At 30.1% G+C, this 18573-nt stretch carries 21 protein-coding genes and 1 tRNA gene; 17 read left to right on the top strand and 5 right to left on the bottom strand.

Going from position 1 to position 18573, the window contains the following annotated elements:
• Nucleotides 1–160: 160 nt before the first annotated feature.
• From Q0V67_RS03085 to frr, 10 genes are all read left to right on the top strand, one after another.
• On the top strand, nucleotides 161–295 hold the full coding sequence (locus tag Q0V67_RS03085; RefSeq protein ID WP_297596945.1) for a hypothetical protein: 135 nt from the start codon (nucleotides 161–163) through the stop codon (nucleotides 293–295).
• Between the two features lie 143 nt (nucleotides 296–438).
• Complete coding sequence (locus tag Q0V67_RS03090) at nucleotides 439–609, top strand: 4Fe-4S binding protein (RefSeq protein WP_297596947.1); 171 nt, start codon at nucleotides 439–441, stop codon at nucleotides 607–609.
• Nucleotides 610–651: 42 nt separating this feature from the next.
• Nucleotides 652–727: transfer RNA gene (locus Q0V67_RS03095), tRNA-Thr, on the top strand.
• A gap of 70 nt (nucleotides 728–797) precedes the next feature.
• Nucleotides 798–3581, top strand: coding sequence for an ATP-dependent DNA helicase (locus Q0V67_RS03100; protein WP_297596949.1), 2784 nt, complete (start codon nucleotides 798–800; stop codon nucleotides 3579–3581).
• 26 nt (nucleotides 3582–3607) lie between these two features.
• A complete protein-coding gene (gene aroF, locus Q0V67_RS03105) occupies nucleotides 3608–4627 on the top strand; it encodes a 3-deoxy-7-phosphoheptulonate synthase (RefSeq protein ID WP_297596951.1) in 1020 nt (339 codons plus the stop codon).
• On the top strand, nucleotides 4618–5349 hold the full coding sequence (gene pgeF / locus Q0V67_RS03110; RefSeq protein WP_297596953.1) for a peptidoglycan editing factor PgeF: 732 nt from the start codon (nucleotides 4618–4620) through the stop codon (nucleotides 5347–5349). Before aroF ends, pgeF begins: the two co-directional genes overlap by 10 nt.
• Before the next feature lie 118 nt (nucleotides 5350–5467).
• Nucleotides 5468–6211, top strand: coding sequence for a 30S ribosomal protein S2 (rpsB, locus tag Q0V67_RS03115; RefSeq protein ID WP_297596955.1), 744 nt, complete (start codon nucleotides 5468–5470; stop codon nucleotides 6209–6211).
• 100 nt (nucleotides 6212–6311) lie between these two features.
• Nucleotides 6312–7199, top strand: a complete 888-nt coding sequence (gene tsf / locus Q0V67_RS03120) for a translation elongation factor Ts (protein ID WP_297596957.1) — start codon at nucleotides 6312–6314, stop codon at nucleotides 7197–7199.
• Between the two features lie 74 nt (nucleotides 7200–7273).
• Nucleotides 7274–7990, top strand: coding sequence for a UMP kinase (pyrH, locus tag Q0V67_RS03125; protein WP_297596959.1), 717 nt, complete (start codon nucleotides 7274–7276; stop codon nucleotides 7988–7990).
• Between the two features lie 21 nt (nucleotides 7991–8011).
• Complete coding sequence (frr, locus tag Q0V67_RS03130; protein ID WP_297596961.1) at nucleotides 8012–8572, top strand: ribosome recycling factor; 561 nt, start codon at nucleotides 8012–8014, stop codon at nucleotides 8570–8572.
• Between the two features lie 25 nt (nucleotides 8573–8597).
• Here frr and Q0V67_RS03135 read toward each other — a convergent pair whose 3' ends face one another.
• The 3 genes from Q0V67_RS03135 to Q0V67_RS03145 are packed head-to-tail and all read right to left on the bottom strand — an operon-like array spanning nucleotide 8598 to nucleotide 10696.
• Complete coding sequence (locus Q0V67_RS03135) at nucleotides 8598–9251, bottom strand: molybdenum ABC transporter permease (protein WP_297596963.1); 654 nt, start codon at nucleotides 9249–9251, stop codon at nucleotides 8598–8600.
• Nucleotides 9244–9909, bottom strand: coding sequence for a molybdate ABC transporter substrate-binding protein (modA, locus tag Q0V67_RS03140; protein WP_297596965.1), 666 nt, complete (start codon nucleotides 9907–9909; stop codon nucleotides 9244–9246). Before modA ends, Q0V67_RS03135 begins: the two co-directional genes overlap by 8 nt.
• Before the next feature lie 19 nt (nucleotides 9910–9928).
• The gene (locus tag Q0V67_RS03145; protein ID WP_297596966.1) at nucleotides 9929–10696 is read right to left on the bottom strand and encodes a type III pantothenate kinase; all 768 of its coding nucleotides are present in this window, start codon (nucleotides 10694–10696) and stop codon (nucleotides 9929–9931) included.
• Nucleotides 10697–10824: 128 nt separating this feature from the next.
• Here Q0V67_RS03145 and Q0V67_RS03150 point away from each other — a divergent pair, with 128 nt between their 5' ends.
• The 6 genes from Q0V67_RS03150 to Q0V67_RS03175 are packed head-to-tail and all read left to right on the top strand — an operon-like array spanning nucleotide 10825 to nucleotide 16835.
• Nucleotides 10825–12000, top strand: coding sequence for a nucleotidyltransferase (locus Q0V67_RS03150; RefSeq protein WP_297596968.1), 1176 nt, complete (start codon nucleotides 10825–10827; stop codon nucleotides 11998–12000).
• Between the two features lie 8 nt (nucleotides 12001–12008).
• The gene (locus tag Q0V67_RS03155; RefSeq protein WP_297596970.1) at nucleotides 12009–13202 is read left to right on the top strand and encodes a hypothetical protein; all 1194 of its coding nucleotides are present in this window, start codon (nucleotides 12009–12011) and stop codon (nucleotides 13200–13202) included.
• Nucleotides 13199–14488 carry an MFS transporter gene (locus Q0V67_RS03160; protein WP_297596972.1) on the top strand — a complete coding sequence of 430 codons (1290 nt, stop codon included), beginning with the start codon at nucleotides 13199–13201 and terminating at the stop codon, nucleotides 14486–14488. Before Q0V67_RS03155 ends, Q0V67_RS03160 begins: the two co-directional genes overlap by 4 nt.
• Nucleotides 14489–14505: 17 nt before the next feature.
• Nucleotides 14506–15624 carry a ComEC/Rec2 family competence protein gene (locus tag Q0V67_RS03165; RefSeq protein WP_297596974.1) on the top strand — a complete coding sequence of 373 codons (1119 nt, stop codon included), beginning with the start codon at nucleotides 14506–14508 and terminating at the stop codon, nucleotides 15622–15624.
• A gap of 31 nt (nucleotides 15625–15655) precedes the next feature.
• A complete protein-coding gene (locus Q0V67_RS03170) occupies nucleotides 15656–16255 on the top strand; it encodes a site-2 protease family protein (protein WP_297596976.1) in 600 nt (199 codons plus the stop codon).
• A 4-nt stretch (nucleotides 16256–16259) separates the two neighbouring features.
• Entirely contained in the window at nucleotides 16260–16835 is a 576-nt protein-coding gene (locus tag Q0V67_RS03175; protein ID WP_297596978.1) for a YigZ family protein, read from the top strand.
• Between the two features lie 17 nt (nucleotides 16836–16852).
• Here the strand turns inward: Q0V67_RS03175 and Q0V67_RS03180 are convergent, their stop codons facing one another.
• Both Q0V67_RS03180 and Q0V67_RS03185 read right to left on the bottom strand, forming a co-directional pair.
• A complete protein-coding gene (locus Q0V67_RS03180; RefSeq protein WP_297596980.1) occupies nucleotides 16853–17536 on the bottom strand; it encodes a TIGR02206 family membrane protein in 684 nt (227 codons plus the stop codon).
• Between the two features lie 17 nt (nucleotides 17537–17553).
• Nucleotides 17554–18174: a ribonuclease H family protein gene (locus Q0V67_RS03185; RefSeq protein ID WP_297596982.1), complete on the bottom strand. Its 621-nt coding sequence runs from the start codon at nucleotides 18172–18174 to the stop codon at nucleotides 17554–17556.
• Nucleotides 18175–18325: 151 nt separating this feature from the next.
• Here Q0V67_RS03185 and rpmE point away from each other — a divergent pair, with 151 nt between their 5' ends.
• On the top strand, nucleotides 18326–18538 hold the full coding sequence (rpmE, locus tag Q0V67_RS03190; RefSeq protein WP_297596983.1) for a 50S ribosomal protein L31: 213 nt from the start codon (nucleotides 18326–18328) through the stop codon (nucleotides 18536–18538).
• The last annotated feature ends 35 nt before the right edge of the window (nucleotides 18539–18573 follow it).

Genomic DNA, 18573 nt, shown 5'->3' on the forward strand with positions numbered 1-18573 from the left:
AGCCCTCTGGGAGGATAGGAAGTTGCCAATCTTTTTTTTATTTTTTGTAAAATTAATTTTAGTCAGAAAAAGGATATATAGATTTTTTAGATATATAAAAGTATATGGATTTTAGGGATAAAAAATCTAATTTTATAAAAAATAAGAGGAGGGAAACAATATGAAAAATATTTTTTTAATAACTATAATATCTCTATTTGTTTTAATAATCGGTGGATGTTCAAATGTTGAAATTGAAAGAGAGGCTGTAGAAGTTCCACAACAGGATTTTCCATTCGAACCAAGAGGATTTTAGTATAGTTTACAAAGTTAATTATAATGTTTGATTATCAAACCTTTTATAAAAAAATGTATTTTTTTAAAGCAAAATATCTTGACTTTTTCCATAGAATTCGATATATTAGTAATAGAAACAAAATAAAACTTGGAGGTAGTGTTATGCATATAATAGATAAAGAGATTTGTATCGGATGTGGAGCTTGTGAGGGAGTTTGTCCAGTATCAGCAATATCAGCAGATGAGAATGGGAAATACGAAATATCTGATTCTTGTATCGACTGTGGAGCTTGCGAGGGAGTTTGTCCAGTATCAGCAATATCAGCAAACTAATTGAACTTTATAAAGCTTAGGTATTCCTAAGCTTTATTTTTTGCCTTTTTAGCTCAGTAGGTAGAGCAATACCATGGTAAGGTAGAGGTCGCTGGTTCAATTCCGGTAAGAGGCACCATAAGGTTTTTAAAGAAGCTAGATTTTCTAGCTTTTTTTTTGTATACTTAAAAGAAAAGTAGGTGTTTATTGTGAATTTAAATAAAAGCCAAAAAGAAGCAGTTGAGAATATATATGGCCCCACACTTATAATAGCAGGTCCTGGATCAGGAAAAACTAAAACTTTAGTGGAAAGAATGGTTTATATGATAAAGGATAAAAACATTTCTCCTGAAGAGATTCTGGTGAGTACTTTTACAGAAAGAGCAGCAAGAGAACTTACAACAAGAATAACTGATCGGTTAAGTAATAGTGATTTTCATTTAGAGGCAGTATATATAGGAACGATTCATTCTATATGTTTGAAAATAATAGATGAAAATATAGAATATTCAAAGTTAAAAAAAGGTTATAAAGTTTTAGAGAGTGTGGATCAAAAATTTTTTATGTTTTCAAAATTAAAGTTATTTAAAGAGATTCAAGGATTTGAAAAGTTTTTTAAGAACAAAAGTTATTTTAATAACTGGAAAAAAAGTGAGAATCTTTTAAAATGGTTTAATAGATTCACAGAAGAGGGAGCAGAGATAAAAAGTTTAAGTTTTTTAGGTGAGGCCTATATGTTATATAGAAATATTCTTTTAAAAGAAAATAGACTTGATTTTTCTATGATTCAATATGAAGCCTACAGGATACTAAAAGATAATCCAGAAATTTTGAAAAAATTTCAAAAAAAAATAAAATATATAATGATTGATGAATATCAAGATACAAATACAATACAAGAAAAATTAATATTTTTGATAGGAAGCAAAACTAAAAATATTTGTGTTGTAGGAGATGATGATCAGGGGATTTATAGATTTAGAGGAGCTACAATAAAAAATATTTTACAGTTTGAAACAAAGTTTGGTGAAGAATGCAAAGTTATAAAATTAGAGATAAACTATAGATCGGAAAAAGATATTGTTAAATTTTGTAAAGAGTGGATTGATAGTTTATATTGGGGTGGTTTTAGACATTCTAAAGAGTTAAGAGTCCCACAAAATAAGGATGTTGATAGAACTCGAGTTGTAAAAATGTCTGTTGCTAATTCTGAGGGTAAATGGCAAGAAAGAATAGCTGAATTTTTAATATTTTTAAAAAGAAGTGGAAAAATTCAAGATTTTAATCAAGTGGCATTTTTATTTAGATCAGTTAAAAACAAAAGGATAGTCTCGTTAGCCCATTATTTGGAGTATAAGGGCATAGGGGTATACTCTCCTAGGTCCAATCTTTTTTTTAATAGGAAAGAGATTATGGAGGTTATAGGGATATTTCTATATGTGTTGCTCAGAGATGAAAATAAAATATTTAAAAGAGAAATAAAACTAGATATATCAGATTACTATAGAGATTGTTTAAATCAATTAGGAAAAAAGTTAAAAATGAATGAAGAGTACAGAAATAGTCTAGAGGACTTAAAAAGACAATATCAAAAAATTGATGAAAAAATTGGAAAACTTTTAGATCTTTATTATAAAATTATTTGTCTTGATGAATTTAAAAATGTTTTGGAGAATTCAAAAGAAGGAGTTTTAGAAAATAGAGTATTGTATAATTTAGGAATTCTATCTAAAATTATTGAAAAAGCTGATATTTTATCAATGGTATCTGATTTGACAGAAGGAAATGTTCAAAAAATAACAGATTATTTTTTTACAATGCATTTAAAGTATTTAAAAGATAGTGGAGTGGATGAATATGAAGATATAAAAGAATTTGCCCCGAAGGGAGCAGTTTCTTTTTTAACAATACACCAATCTAAAGGACTAGAGTTTCCAGTCGTGGTTGTGGGGTCCCTAGAGTCTTCACCAGATATAGATAAGGAAAATGAAAAAAATATTGAAAGAGAGTTCATGCCTTTTGACGATTTTGAACCGGATTACAGAATAAAAGATTTTGATTTCTGGAGGTTGTATTACACCGCATTTTCAAGAGCTAAAAATCTCTTGATCTTAACATGTGTAGAATCATCGAAAGGAAAGTATCAGGTCCCATCCCTACCGTTTAAGAGCATATATGAAAGACTGCCAGATATTCTTTCTGGAGATTTAAATTTTAAAGAACTCCAGATTGAGAGTATAAATAGTGTAGAATTAAAGGAAAGGTTTTCTTATACATCACATCTCTTAAAATATAAAGAGTGCCCTTTCAAGTATCGACTTGACAAAATCTATGATTTTCAAAAGATAAAATCTCCAGAGAATTTTTACGGAACTTTAGTTCACCAAAGTTTGGAGTATATTAATAAAAAAGTTATAGATAAAATATTACTCACTGAAGAGGAGTTAGAAATAGATTACTATCTTAATTATGAGGGCTTAAAAAAAAGTGAAGGATTTTTCTTAGACGAGGATATATTGGAGAATGGACTGTTTCAAGTTAAAGATTATTTTAAAAATGCTATCGATATATATTCGAAGGCTATAGATGTAGAAAAAGAATTGTTTGTATTGAGAAAAGACTACTTAATAGAGGGAAAACTCGATCTAATCATAGAGAACGAAGATGGAATAAAGATAATTGATTTTAAAACGGGGTCAAATGAGTTGGATGAGGAGAATTTAAAAAGCTATATCAACCAAATAAAGCTTTATTGTTATCTTCTAAAAATGAATACAGATAAAAACGTTATGGGTGGACAGATTTATTTTGTTAAAAATAGAAAAAAAATAGAAGTTCCTTACACGGTTGGAGATGAAGTTCAAATCTTAGAAGATTTTGACTTCATAACAGATAAAATAAAAAAAAGAGAGTTTTCTGAAAAGAGACAGGCAGATAAAAAATGTTTAAAATGTGAATTTAAAAAGCACTGTTTTGGTATAAATATGATATAATATAATAAAAAATTTAGGTGATAAAAATGTATGTAGTTATAAAAAAAGGCGCTACAAAAAATGAGATTGATGTATTAAAACAATATATAAAAGATACAGACCACGGTATTTTAGAGGTAGTCGACAAGGGATTAAAAAAGATTGGAATAATGGGTAAAAGTGATGTTTTGTTTAGAGACGAATTGATGAAATATTCGGCTGTAGAAAGAGTAGAAAAAATTGCAAAACCTTTTAAATTTGTGAGTAGAGAGTTTAAAAATGAGGATACAATTATAGAGGTAAAAGGAAGAAAAATTGGTGGAACGGATATGGTTGTAATGGCCGGACCATGTTCTATAGAAAATAAAGAGATGATAATGGAGATTGCAAAAGTTGTAAAAGAAAATGGAGGAGAATTTTTAAGGGGTGGAGCATTTAAACCTAGAACCTCACCATATGATTTTCAAGGACTGGGTGAAGAAGGGCTTAAATACATGAGAGAAGCATGTGATACCCACGACCTTGTTATGATTACAGAGATAATGGATACTAGAGAAGTTGAGCTAGTTGGGGAATACACAGACATATTTCAAGTTGGTGCTAGAAATATGCAAAATTTCAGTTTGTTAAAAGAGCTTGGTAAATCAGGAAAACCAGTCCTATTAAAACGAGGAATGAGTGCTACAATTAAAGATTTGTTGATGGCAGCAGAGTATATAGTTGCATTTGGAAATAAAGAGGTTATTTTATGTGAAAGAGGGATTCGAACTTTTGAAATTGCAACAAGAAACACTGTAGATATAAACGGGATAGCACTTTTAAAGGAAAAGTCACATCTACCGATTATAATTGATGCAAGTCATGGAACAGGGAAAAGAAGTTTAGTTGAGCCAGTGACACTTGGTTGTATACTTGCGGGCGCAGATGGAGCTATGCTAGAGATACATAAAAATCCAGATTGTGCTTTTTCGGACGGGGATCAAAGTGTAGATTTTGCGGCATTTAAACTTTTATCAAAAAAAATTCAAAAGACATTAGAATTTAAAGAGTCTTTGAAATGTTTGTAGATAAAGGATTATATTTTGAGATAGAAGAGTTTTCTAAAAAGGGTATAAAAGCAATATATACAACAGCTGAAATGGGGAATTTTCAAGAAGAAGCTGACAGAAAAAGAGCTATAAACATTTTGAAGTTGCAAGGGGACCAAGTATATACAGGATATCAGACACATTCTGAAAATATAGTGGCAATAGATAAAAATACAGTTAATTATACGGAAGATACCGATGGCTTTATAACGGATAGGGATGATGTCGTAATTTTTACGAGATATGCGGATTGTTTGCCTATATATTTCTTAGATTTAGCGAGTGGAGCTTTCGGTTGTGTTCATTCTGGTTGGTTAGGGAGTTATAAAAAGATAGTTTTAAAAACAGTAGAAAAATTTCAAACAGAATATAGAAGTGAACTTGAAAATCTACTGATAGGATTTGGAATAGGAATATCTCAAATAAATTATGAGGTAGGGGTGGAGTTTTTAGAAAAATTTAAATTTAAATTTACAGATTCTCAACTAAAAGATGTTTTTTTAGAAAGAGAAGGTAAAATATTTTTTGATAATCAACAGTTTAATTACAATATTTTACTTGAAAAGGGAATAAAGAAGGAACAAATAATTAGAAATGATCTGTGTACTTTTCAAGATAAAAGATTTCATTCATATAGAAGAGATAAAAAAGACTCAGGTAGGAATGCAGCCTATATTTTTATTGACAAAAATGAAAAATAGTGGTACAATAATTTGCTAATAAAATGCACATTGATTATTTCTAAACAAGGTGCCCTTAGGGGATGTTTAGTTTTGAGATCAATGGAAGAAAAAACCAAAAAATAGGAGGAATTAAAAAATGGCAGTAATTACTATGAAACAATTACTTGAAGCTGGAGTTCACTTTGGACACCAAGCTAAGAGATGGAATCCAAAGATGTCTAGATACATCTTCACTGAGAGAAACGGAATCCACGTAATCGACTTACACAAGTCTTTAAAGAAAATCGAGGAAGCTTATGCTGTAATGAGAGAAATCGCATCTAACGGTGGAAAAGTTCTTTTCGTAGGAACTAAGAAACAAGCTCAAGAGGCTGTAAAAGATCAAGCTGAGAGATCAGGAATGTACTACATCAACAACAGATGGTTAGGTGGAATGTTAACAAACTACAAAACTATCCAAACTAGAGTAGAGAGATTAAAAGAGTTAGAGAGAATGGAAGCTGACGGAACTTTAGATAAAGCTTATACAAAGAAAGAGGCTGCTAACTTCAGAAAAGAGTTAACTAAACTTTCTAAAAACTTATCTGGAATTAAAGATATGAAAGAAGTACCAGCTGCTATATTCGTAGTAGACGTTAAGAAAGAAACTCTTGCAGTAGTAGAAGCTGCTAAATTAGGAATCCCTGTATTCGCTATGATCGATACAAACGTAGATCCTGATTTAATAACTTACCCAATCCCTGCAAACGATGACGCTATCAGATCTGTAAAATTAATATCTTCAGTAATGGCTAACGCTATAATCGAAGGAAACCAAGGTAAAGAAAACGCTGCGGTTGCATCAGATGAGATCGCTATCGAAGAAGGATCAGCTGAGTAATTAATACTTAAAATTATGGAATTGAGTGCTTAGCCCTCAATTCCTTGTACTATATAGGCATATAGAAAATAAAGAAATTCTAAAAAATTAGGAGGCAAAAATGGCAGAGATCACAGCAAAATTAGTAAAAGAACTAAGAGATAGAACTGGTGCTGGAATGATGGATTGTAAAAAAGCATTAGGAGAAACTAACGGAGATATCGAAAAAGCGATTGACTTATTAAGAGAGAAAGGAATCGCTAAAGCTGCTAAAAAATCAGGAAGAACAGCTGCTGAAGGATTAATATTCGACGGTGTTTCTGCTGATAATAAAGTAGCGGTAGTATTAGAGTTTAACTCTGAAACTGACTTCGTTGCTAAAAATGACGAGTTCAAAGCTTTAGGACAAAACATGGTAGAAATCGCATTAAGACCTGAAATCAAAACTCTTGAGGATTTAAAAGCTGCTGATTTAAACGGAAAAACAGTTGAAACAACAATAACTGATTTAATCGCTAAAATCGGAGAAAATATGTCTTTAAGAAGATTTGAAAAAGTAACAACTGAAGGGTTTGTAGCTACTTACAATCACTTAGGTGGAAAATTAGGAGTTATAATAGAGATGACTGGAGAGGCTACAGAAGCTAATGTAGTTAAAGCTAAGGATATCGCAATGCACGTAGCTGCAATGGATCCTAAATATGTAGATAGATCAGTAGTAACAACTGATGATTTAGATAGAGAGAGAGAAATTTCTAGAAAGCAATTAGAAGCTGAAGGAAAACCTGCTCAAATTATCGAAAAGATATTAGTTGGAAAAATGAACAAGTTCTATGAAGAGAACTGTTTAATCGACCAGATCTTTGTTAAAGCTGAAAATAAAGAAACAGTTGCACAATACGCAGGAGATATTAAAGTAGTTTCTTTCGCTAGATATAAAGTTGGAGAGGGAATCGAAAAAGAAGAAGTAGATTTCGCAGCAGAAGTTGCAGCTCAACTTAACGCGTAATACAACAAAAATATAGGGGTGCGACTTAGCACCCCTTTTTTTAAAGAAAAATAATAAAAGAGGAGAGTTTTGAGATGAAGCCAATTTACAAAAGAGTTTTATTAAAATTAAGTGGAGAAGCTTTAATGGGAGATCAAGAGTTTGGGATTTCTTCAGAAACAATAACTTCATACGCTAAGCAAATAAAAGAGATTGTTGATCTAGGAGTGGAAGTGGGAGTAGTTATCGGTGGTGGTAACATTTTCAGAGGCTTGTCTGGGACTGAGCAAGGAATAGATAGAGTAACTGGAGATCACATGGGAATGCTAGCAACAGTAATAAATGCAATGGCTCTTCAAAACTCAATTGAGTTACTTGGAGTACCTACAAGAGTTCAAACTGCTATTGAAATGCCTCAAATAGCTGAGCCTTTTATTAAAAGAAAAGCTCAAAGACACCTTGAAAAAGGAAGAGTTGTAATTTTTGGAGCAGGTACAGGAAATCCTTATTTTACAACAGATACAGCAGCAGCTCTAAGAGCGATAGAGATTCATGCCGATGTTGTTATTAAAGCAACAAAAGTTGATGGAATATATGATAAAGATCCTGTAAAGTTTGCAGATGCAAAAAAATATTCTGAAGTGACATATACAGAGGTTTTAAATAAAGATTTAAAAGTGATGGATGCAACAGCAATCTCTTTATGTAGAGAAAACAGATTGCCAATTGTTGTATTCGATTCACTGACAGAGGGTAATATAAAAAGAGTTGTTCTAGGTGAAAAGATCGGGACAACAGTAATTAACGGATAAAATATTTTAGGAGGGTAAAAAATGAGCGCACAAATTTTAATGAATGATTGTAAAGATAAAATGGTTAAAGCTATTGAATCAACAAAACATAAATTTGCATCAATAAGAGCAGGAAGAGCAAGTGTATCTATGTTAGATGGAATAAAAATCGAGCAATATGGATCATTAATGCCTTTAAATCAATTGGGATCAGTATCAGCACCTGAAGCTAGATTACTAGTAATTGATCCATGGGATAAATCAGTAATCCCTATGATAGAAAAATCTATAATGACATCTAATTTAGGATTAACTCCAAATAATGATGGAAAAGTAATCAGACTTATGATTCCTGAATTAACAGCAGATAGAAGAAAAGAGTATGTTAAGTTTGCAAAGTCAGAAGCTGAAAATGGAAAAGTTGCTGTTAGAAATATCAGAAAAGATATGAATAATAGTTTGAGAAAGCTAGAGAAGGACGCTGAGATAACTGAAGACGATTTAAAAAGATTTGAAGATGAAGTTCAAAAGATAACAGATACAACAATCAAAACAATAGATCAACTATTGGCAATAAAAGAAAAAGAAATAACAACTGTGTAATATATAGGAGCTGAATTCAATAGATTCAGCTCTCTTTTTTTGAAAAAAATATGTATAGTCCTAAAAATATTCCTGAAAAACTTAATAGAATAAATAAGATTTTATTAGCTGAAATATAGTCTCCAGACTCAATAGCAGAATATAAAGCTAGAGGAAGTGTCTGAGTTTTTCCAGGAATATTTCCAGCGATTAAAATAGTAGCTCCAAATTCACCAAAAGCTCTTCCGATACCTAAAACAAAACCAGATAAAACTTTCGAATAACTGAGAGGTAAATAGATATGTAAGAGCATATTGGGCATGGAAACACCAAGGCATTCAGCCGTTTCTATATAGGCTCTGTCGATAGAATCAAAAGATACCTTGATACTCTGATAGATTATAGGTAAAGAGACGATAATAGCAGCGATGGTAGCTCCTTGTATAGTAAATAAAAATCTAAAATTAAAAAATTTATTGAAAAATATTCCTATAGGACTATTTCTACCAAGTGATAGAATCAGGATGTATCCAATAACAGATGGAGGTAAAAAAATAGGGATAGTAATAAAAAATTCAATAATTTTTTTGAACAATCCATTTTTAGTATCAGAAGAAAAATATAATAAAATACTAAAAATAAAGTTGAAAACTATGGCAATAGAAATAACTATAAGAGAGAGTTTTAAAGCACTATTCATTCCAATTCTTTCCATTTAGAAAGTTCAAAAACTTAAGACTTTCAATTTTATTGGGGGAGTTGGATAAAATACCAATAGAATATTCTATTGGTGAATGGCTTGAAGTATCAAAAATTTTAATTATTTTAGAATTTTTTAAAAGTTTTGTATCGCTCAAATATACTATTCCATAATCAACTTCACCTAATTCAACATAATTTAAAACACTTCTAACATCTTTAAGATAAATTAGAGAGTAGGATATGTCTAAAGGTTCTTTTGCTAAGGCTTGCTCAGCATATCGACCAGCTGGAACATATTTAGGATCTCCAGTTGCAAGAAGAGCGATAGGATTTTCATTATATCTATTTTTTATTAAAACAACTTTATTTTCTAAAATTGGATATTCATCTAAAATTATTTTCTTCTTTTTTAAATCAATCATCATCTCACGGTCAGCAAGAAAAACAATGTCTACAGGAGCACCTTGTTCTATTTGATTTTTCAATGTGCCAGATCCACCTAAGTTTACTACGATGTTAGTATTGGGGGATTGTTTTTTATATTCTGAAATATTTTTAGTTAAGAACTCTCTTAAAGAAGCCGCTGCACTTATTAAAATATCCTCAGCAAACAAAGAGTGTACCACTATCATAAAAAGAGTTACTATTTTTTTCATAATACACATCCTTCAAAAGTTATTTATTCATTTGATAAAGAGTATATAATCCTTTTATACTAAGTTCTGGACAGTATTCATCTATCTCTTGAATTTGAGCAAATAAAATTTTCCCTAAACCACCAGTGGCTATTATATATGGATTTGAAACGATTTTTTTAATTTCCTGTATAATATTTTTTATTTGTCCGGCATATCCATAAAAAATACCGGCTTGAATTTGTTCAGCTGTATTTTTTCCTAAAACAGTATCAGGAGTGCTAAATTTAACTTTAGGAAGTTTAGCAGTATTTCCGAAAAGTGCGTTGATAGACATTTCGATACCAGGAAGAATTCCACCACCTATATAGACTCCATCTTTTAAAACTTCGTAAGTTGTAGCAGTTCCCAAATCAAATATAACCAAATTTCTGTCAGGATAATCTATAACAGCTTGAGATATATCAATTATTCTGTCCGCTCCAAATCCATTGATTTGTAAGTCTTCAGAAAAAGTGAAGGGCATTTTTAGATTTAAATCTACAACTAAGGGTTCAATATCAAAATATTTTCTTCCTAAAAATTGGAAAATTCCAATAAGATTAGGTACAACAGAGGATATAATAATTCCATTTAAATTTTTGATTTCAATTTCATTGAAATCAGATATGTTTTTTAGATATGAAAAATATTCATCCTCTGTTAATTTTTCATTTGAAGATACTCTAAAAGTAAGTAAAACTGTACCGTCCTTATCAAGTAGACCAGTAACTATATGAGTATTTCCAATATCTACAGCTAAAAGCATGTAACCACCGCCTATAAAGATTTTAATAATCCATATTATAAACTAAAATTAAAAAAATGTAAATTTTTCTCGGATAAATTATTTAAATATCTTATAATGTAGTAAATTATAAATAAATGAGGTGTTTTATGGACAGTAAGTTAAAAGGGGTAGGAGTTGTCGTAGAGTATAATCCTTTTCATAATGGTCATAAATATCACTATGAAAAAGCAAAAGCTGAAGGGGATGTAGTTATAGCTATTATGAGTGGAGATTTTGTTCAAAGGGGGGAGCCAGCTGTTGTAAATAGGTGGGAACGAGCTGAAATGGCTTTGAGAAATGGAGTGGATATAGTTGTAGAATTACCAATTTTTTACTCGACTCAAAGTGCTGAAATATTTTCTAGAGGTGCTGTAGGAATACTGGATAAATTAAAAGTGAAAAAAATTGTTTTTGGATCTGAGACAGGAGATATAGAAAAACTTTTAGAAAGAGGCAAATTGGAAGAAAAGGAAGAGTTTCAAGAGAATTTGAGAAAAGAATTAAAAAAAGGTCAATCTTATCCAACCGCATATTCAAAAACACTTGAAATCTTGGGGATAAATAATACTTTAAATTCAAATGATATATTGGGTGTAGAATATATAAAAGCTATTGAGTTTTGGAAAAGTTCAATTGTACCTGTAGCTATAAAAAGAGAAAAAGCAGGATATTATAGTGAGGATTCTGTAGAGGGGATTTCAAGCGCTACTGGAATAAGAAAAAGATTGGAAAAAAATGAAGATTATAAGGATGTGGTTCCAGAAGCAACGTATAATTTATTAAAAAATGCTTATGAAAATGGAAGTATTGCTAAATTAGAGGATTTTTATCCATTGATTAGACATAAGATTTTGTTGGATAGAGAAAAAATATTTGAGATACAGGATATAGAGATTGGATATTCCAATAAATTATTTGAGGTAGCTTTGAAAAATAGATATTATAAAGAGTTTTTCCAAGAATTAATAACAAAACGATTTACTATTGGAAGAACACAAAGAATGCTTATACATATACTTTTAGGAATAACTAAAAAAGATACTGAGGTGGTAAAGAACAGAGTTCCATATATAAGAGTTTTAGGGTTTAACAAAAATGGACAAGAATATTTAAAGCAAATAAAAAAAGATGAAGATTTAATAGTTTTAACCTCTTTAAAAAATATAAAAAAAATGATGGGAGATGAAGATTTAAAACTACTAGAATTAAATGAAGTTGCAAGCAAGATATATTCGATGATAAATAATTATGAAGATAAAAAAATTCCACTGATATTTAAATAGGGGTGCTAATGAAAGAAATAACGCTGACAAAAGATGTGAAAAAAATTCTTCATATCTTAAATGCAAATGGAAAGGGATATGTTGTAGGCGGATACATTCGAGACACTCTTTTGGGAATAAAACCTAAAGATTGTGACTTTTGCACAGATATGGATTATGAAAAATTAAAAGAAATATTTAAAGATTATTGTCCAAAGGAGATAGGGAAAGCTTTTGGGATAATTCAAATATATTTTAGAGGAAATACTTATGAAATAGCGAAATTGAGAAAAGATATTGAGTTCACTAAACAAAGAAATATTACGGAGATAAAGTTTATAAATTCTATAGAAGAGGATTTACAAAGAAGAGACTTTACTGTAAATGCAATAGCTTTTGATGGAAAGAAGCTAATATTTTCTTCAGAAATAGGGAGATATGATATCGAAAAAAAAATATTGAGATTTGTAGGAGATGCCAATAGAAGAATAGATGAGGATCCTTTAAGAATTTTAAGAGCAATCAGAATAGCTAGCGAAAAAAATTTAAAACTTTTGTTGGAAAGTAAAAAAGCTATTTTCGAAAGGAGAGAAACAATAAAAAGAGTTTCTATTGAAAGAATTCAAGAAGAGCTTTTTAAAATGCTAAGGGGTGAAAAGTCAGCTGAAGCTATAGGGCTACTAAATTTATTAGGAATTTTAGAACAAATTTTGCCAAATGCAAGTAAGAATATAGAAAAAAAAATAGAATGTTTAAAATTTTTAGATAAAAATTATAAAAATGAAGATGTCGTTTTAAAATTAGTTATTTTATTTTTAAATAATCAAGAGGATATAGGGAATTTAAAACTTGATGGGAAAAGAGAAAAAATTTTAAAAGATATACTTATAAATTTTAGTTCGATTGAAATGCTAAAAACAGATTATGATATAAAAAAAATGTTGCAAGTAGTAGGAAAGGAAACTTTATTAAAGATGCTACAAATAAAATCGTGTGACTATGATATAAGTTTTTTAAAAAATAAAATTGATGAAATTTATTTGAAAAATGATCCGATTCAACTGAAGGATTTAAAAATAAAGGGAGGAGATATTATAAGTTTAGGCGTAACAGATGGATTGGAAATAAAAAAATATTTAGAGTTTGGATTAAAAAAAGTTCTGAAAAATCCAGAGTTAAATAACAAAGATATATTACTAAAATTAATAAAGGAGGATTTGTGAGCAGAATACCATTGAAAACACAGATATTTTATGGAGTAGGAGTGAGTTATGCGATAGTTGATCAAATTTTTGCTCAGTGGATATTATACTTTTATTTACCGCCAGAAAATTCTGGATTAAAACCTTTTTTAGCGCCTGTTTTAATATCTTTAGCTCTTGCGATATCAAGGGTTGTAGATATGGTATCGGACCCTGTAGTGGGGTATCTATCTGATAAATTTAACAGTAGATGGGGAAGAAGAATTCCGTTTATAGCGGTTGGGGCAATTCCGTTATCACTTTCAACTATAGCATTTTTTTATCCACCAAAAGGAAGTGAAAGTGCAACTTTTATGTACTTAGCATTGGTGGGATCTTTATTTTTTGTTTTTTATACAATCGTGGGAGCTCCATATAATGCTTTAATTCCAGAGATAGGAGAAAACTCGAGTGAGAGATTAGACCTTTCAACTTGGCAATCGGTCTTTAGATTGTTATATAGTGCTATAGCTATGATTTTTCCAGGAATACTCATAAAATATTTTGGAAATGGGGATGTATTAATTGGTGTTCGAGGAATGGTTATATTTTTGAGTGGACTATCGGCTATTGGTCTTTTTGTAACTGTTTTTTTAGTTCCAGAAAAAAAATATTCAAGGCCTGTTGAAGAGGTGGGGAATATAAAGGATATTTTAAAAGAGATTATACGGGATAAAAGTTTTAGAAATTATTTGTTAGGAATGTTATTTTTCTTTGTGGGATTTAACTCTTTAAGAGCTATGATGAACTATTATGTAGAGGATATAATGGGATATGGGAAAGGAACGATAACGATAGTTTCAGCTCTTCTGTTTGGAGCTTCAGCGTTATTTTTCTATCCAGTAAATAGACTTTCAAGAAAATATGGATATAGAAAAATAATGTTAGCATCTTTAATAATGTTAATTATTTTAACTTTGGGATTGTCTCTTTTAGGAAAAGTTATTCCCGTAAAATATGGATTTATTATTTTTGGATTATTAGGAATACCAATATCTGGAGCAGCTTTCATATTTCCTCCTGCAATGATGAGTGATATCAGCGAAAAAATAAGCAGAAGAATTGGAAATAGGATTGAGGGGGTTTGCTTTGGAATACAGGGATTCTTTCTAAAAATGGCGTTTCTAGTCTCCATTGTAATCCTACCCTTAATGTTGGTTTTGGGTGGAAGTGGAGAGGTAACAAAATTTGGAATATATTCTTCTGCAATATTTTCAGCAATATCTTTTGTGATTTCATATATATTTTATTTTAAATATGAGGAATAAATAGAGAGGGGTGAACCTTGAAGAATCTTCGAATATATGGGATGTTTTTTTTGGTTGTATCAATTTTCTTTTTTCAATTAAATTTAAAAACATTTGAAAACAATATTGAAATTGGGGATTTAGTAAAAATTTATGGGAGAATAGACGGTGGGAAAGGGAAAATACTAAAAATAGATGATAAAATTCCTAAAGAAAGACTATATTTTCTTGCCAATAAAATAGATGATGGTTTTGTAGAGATATTTGGTGAAGTTGAAAAAATAAAAATTAATAGTTGGGGAAAGGACTATAAGATATTGCCTGTAGAGGTTTTAAAAAAAGAAGATTATATAAAAAATTATTTTATAAAAAAAGTAAAAGAGATAACAAAGGATTACTCTATAGAACTTGAAGATTTTTATAGAGCAGTTATTTTGGGCGAAGGAGATTTACTTCAAGAAGATTTAAAAGAAATTTTTAAATATACAGGAACAGCTCATCTATTGGTGATATCCGGACTACATATTGGTGTGGTAATAGCAGGAATAATTTTAATATTAAACCAACTAAAGTTAGAAAAACCAATAAGATTCTCACTGGCTTTTGGAGTTTTGACAATATATATAGTCGCGGTGGGATTGACACCATCAATACTGAGAGCGTATATAATGGGTGGAATCTATATTTTAGGAAATGTTTTATATGAGAAAATCGATTCTAAAAAAAGCTTAATGATAGCTTTTGTAATCTCTCTTTTGATATTTCCACTTTGGATATATTCTTTATCTTTCTGGATGTCATATATAGCCGTATTTTCAATAGTGATTGTATATCCAAAAATTAAAAAAATTAGAGTTTTTAAATCAAAATATATAAATAAAATTATAGATATATTAGTACTCCTATTAACTATTCAGATTTGTATGACACCAATATTCTATATATATTTTGAAACTATTCCTTGTTTAGCATTCATAACGAATTTTATAATAGTTCCAATAGGGTCAGTTTTTATTATCGTTAGTTTTTTAACTCTTTTTTTATCAAATTTTTATTTAGGTTTTTTAGGAGCACCGATAGTAAATATAGTATATATTATTTTGATAAAGTTAATTACAGTTCTTTCTGATATTCCTTATTTGACTTTGGAATTATAAGTGTGATAATCTATTGTTGAGGTGAGGTATGATGTTAGTTTTTAAAATTATAATTTTATTATTTTCTTTAGTTTTACATGAGTTAGCACATGGATATATGGCTTATTTTTGCGGGGATAAGACAGCTAAAAATTATGGAAGACTATCATTTAATCCATTAAAACATTTAGATCCAATAGGTGCGTTGATACCGATAGTGATGTTGTTGAGTGGATCAAATTTTGTAATTGGATGGGCAAAACCAGTACCAGTTAATTATTTTGCATTAAAAAATGGGAGAGTTGGAGAATTTCTTGTATCGATAGCAGGAGTTGCGACCAACTATTTGCTTATGTTTTTAGGAGCACTTTTAATAAGGTTTGGGATAATTCCATTTGGACCGCTGTCTATTTATTTTATAATAATAAATATGGCTTTAGGAACATTTAATCTTTTGCCGATACCACCATTAGATGGATCAAGGGTTATTGCTTCATTTTTAAATGATGAAAATAGGATAAGAGTATTCACATTTGATACGTATGGTATTTTAATAATAATAGGTCTTAGCTATTTTGGATTATTATCTAAAATGATATCTCCTATATATAATTTAATGATAGGATTTGTAGATATGATAATTAGGAGTTAAATTGATGAAAAGTATAAAAAATCAAGTTAGAATAGATTTTGAAGAAAGAAAATCAAAGTTTATAGGCTATGCAAAACCGATAGCGACAAAAATGGAAGCAGAGGAGTTTATAAAAACGATAAGAGAGTTACATCCTGACGCAACTCATAACTGTACAGTTTATAGAGTCGTAGATAGTGGGCAGGAGTATTTTAAAGCGGATGATGACGGAGAACCTAGTGGCACGGCAGGAAAGCCTATGGGAGAGATTTTGACCTATATGGACGTGCATAATGTTGTGGTTGTTGCCACTCGATATTTTGGTGGGATAAAATTAGGCGCGGGAGGACTTGTCAGAAACTACGCTAAAACTGCAAAACTGGCAATATTAGAGGGTGAAATTATAGAGTTTGTTGAAAGGAAAGAGTGTCTTTTAGATTTTTCATATGAAAAAATAGGAGAAGTAGAATCGCTACTGATAGCTGGAAGTGATGAGTTATTGAATAAAGATTTCAATGAAAGAGTGACGTATAGAGTTAAAATATGTGACGATACACTCATAAAAATAAAAGAAATGAAAGATATTTTAATAATAATGTAGAACAGGTAGCTAATTCGCTACCTGTTTAATTTTAATTTATAGTCTTTTTTTCTAAATAAAAACAGAAGTAAAAGGGTCAGTAAAATATATGCAAATTCAACAACAATTATGTAGTAAGGCCATTCTCCGAAATGATTTAGCGGCGATTGGAACGTTGGTTTTTCACTGATGTATAAATAATTTGTTCCAAGTACTGAATTTATAAAGAAAACGCCGACCATAATAAGATTGATTCCTAAAAATGATGCTAACCAAGCCTCGAAAGTAGGTCTTAGTTTGAAAATTTTATACTGAACAATAGCTATAAAAATTATATATATATGGGTAGAAAAAAAACTTATATTTAAAAAATGTGGAAAAGTTTCTCTAACTTCAGGTGTCAGTAAAGCGAATAAAGCTCCTACAGACCAAAAAAATGTTGCGTATAAAAATGGTTTAAAATTAAAGATGGAGCCTAAAATAGCAAAGATTAGTGTTATGTTACAAAGATGTAAAGGAAGTAGATTGTACCAAGCTTCCCCTATAAGTTTGTATCTAATAAAAAGTTCTCCACACTTAACAAATAAAATGAAAATGGATATTATTTTTATAACTTTTTGTGGATACGGACTATAAGCTACTCCAAAATAAAGAAGTACAAAAATTAAAGAATAACCTAAAAGATAGTAGATGTGTAGATTACTAAAAAGTTCAAACTCCATAAGAAAACCTCCTAAAACTATTTATGAAATCCTAAATCTGCGGGATTGATATCTCCAGAAACATGTTTTATTTCTCCGCCTAATTTTTCAAATATAACTCTTCTTTCACTTGTTTTTTGTATAAGATTTATAGTTTTTTCATTCAATGATGTTTTATTACAAAGACCTTTTGACCAATAATCTATAACTAGTTTGCTGTCTCCAAAGATTTTAGATTTACCTTTTTTTATAGCGATATCGATAGCTAAGTAGACTCCGATAAGCTCACCATAATTATTTGTACTTCCTTTGGGAGCGAGATAATTTCCAAATTCATTAATCATATCTTCGGGCATAAGAATATCGAGTAAAGAATCACCATTTTTATTTGTAACCCTAACCTCTACACCAATTCCTCTTCCAGTACCGGCATCAAAGTAGATTTCATCCTCTAATAAATCTTTAGCAGCTCTATGTTTAGCTTTTTTATCTTCATATATTCCACCAGCCTTAATCCATTCTAAAGCCTCTAAGTGAGTTTTAAAAGATTTATAACGTGCACCCTTCCCCTTTGTTTTTATTTGACACTCATCCCATGTTAAGACTATTCCATGAGTATTCTCCCTATCAATAACAAAAGCATAGTATTTTGTAGCCATAAAACTCCTTTGAAATGTTTTACACTATTCTATCATAAAATTGCAAAAAAATAAAAAAAATAATCTAGAACAGAAAAAATAGTTGCAAAAGTTGGAAAATTATGATAAAATCTTTACGATAAATAGAAAGATTTTAGGGAAGGTGAAATTAATGAAAAAAGGAATTCATCCTGAGTACAAAGTAATAACTGTTGATTGTACTTGCGGAAACAAGTTTGAAACAAGATCAACTTTATCAAAAGGGAACGAGCTTAAAATAGCTGTTTGTTCAAACTGTCACCCATTCTACACTGGAAAAGCTAAGTTTATAGATGCAGCTGGAAGAGTAGAGCAATTCAACAAGAGATTTGGATTAAAGAAATAAGAGAAACGGGACGATGTCCTGTTTTTTTTTAAAGT

Origin of the sequence: uncultured Cetobacterium sp., from assembly GCF_947072685.1 — a bacterium.
GTDB lineage: Bacteria > Fusobacteriota > Fusobacteriia > Fusobacteriales > Fusobacteriaceae > Cetobacterium_A.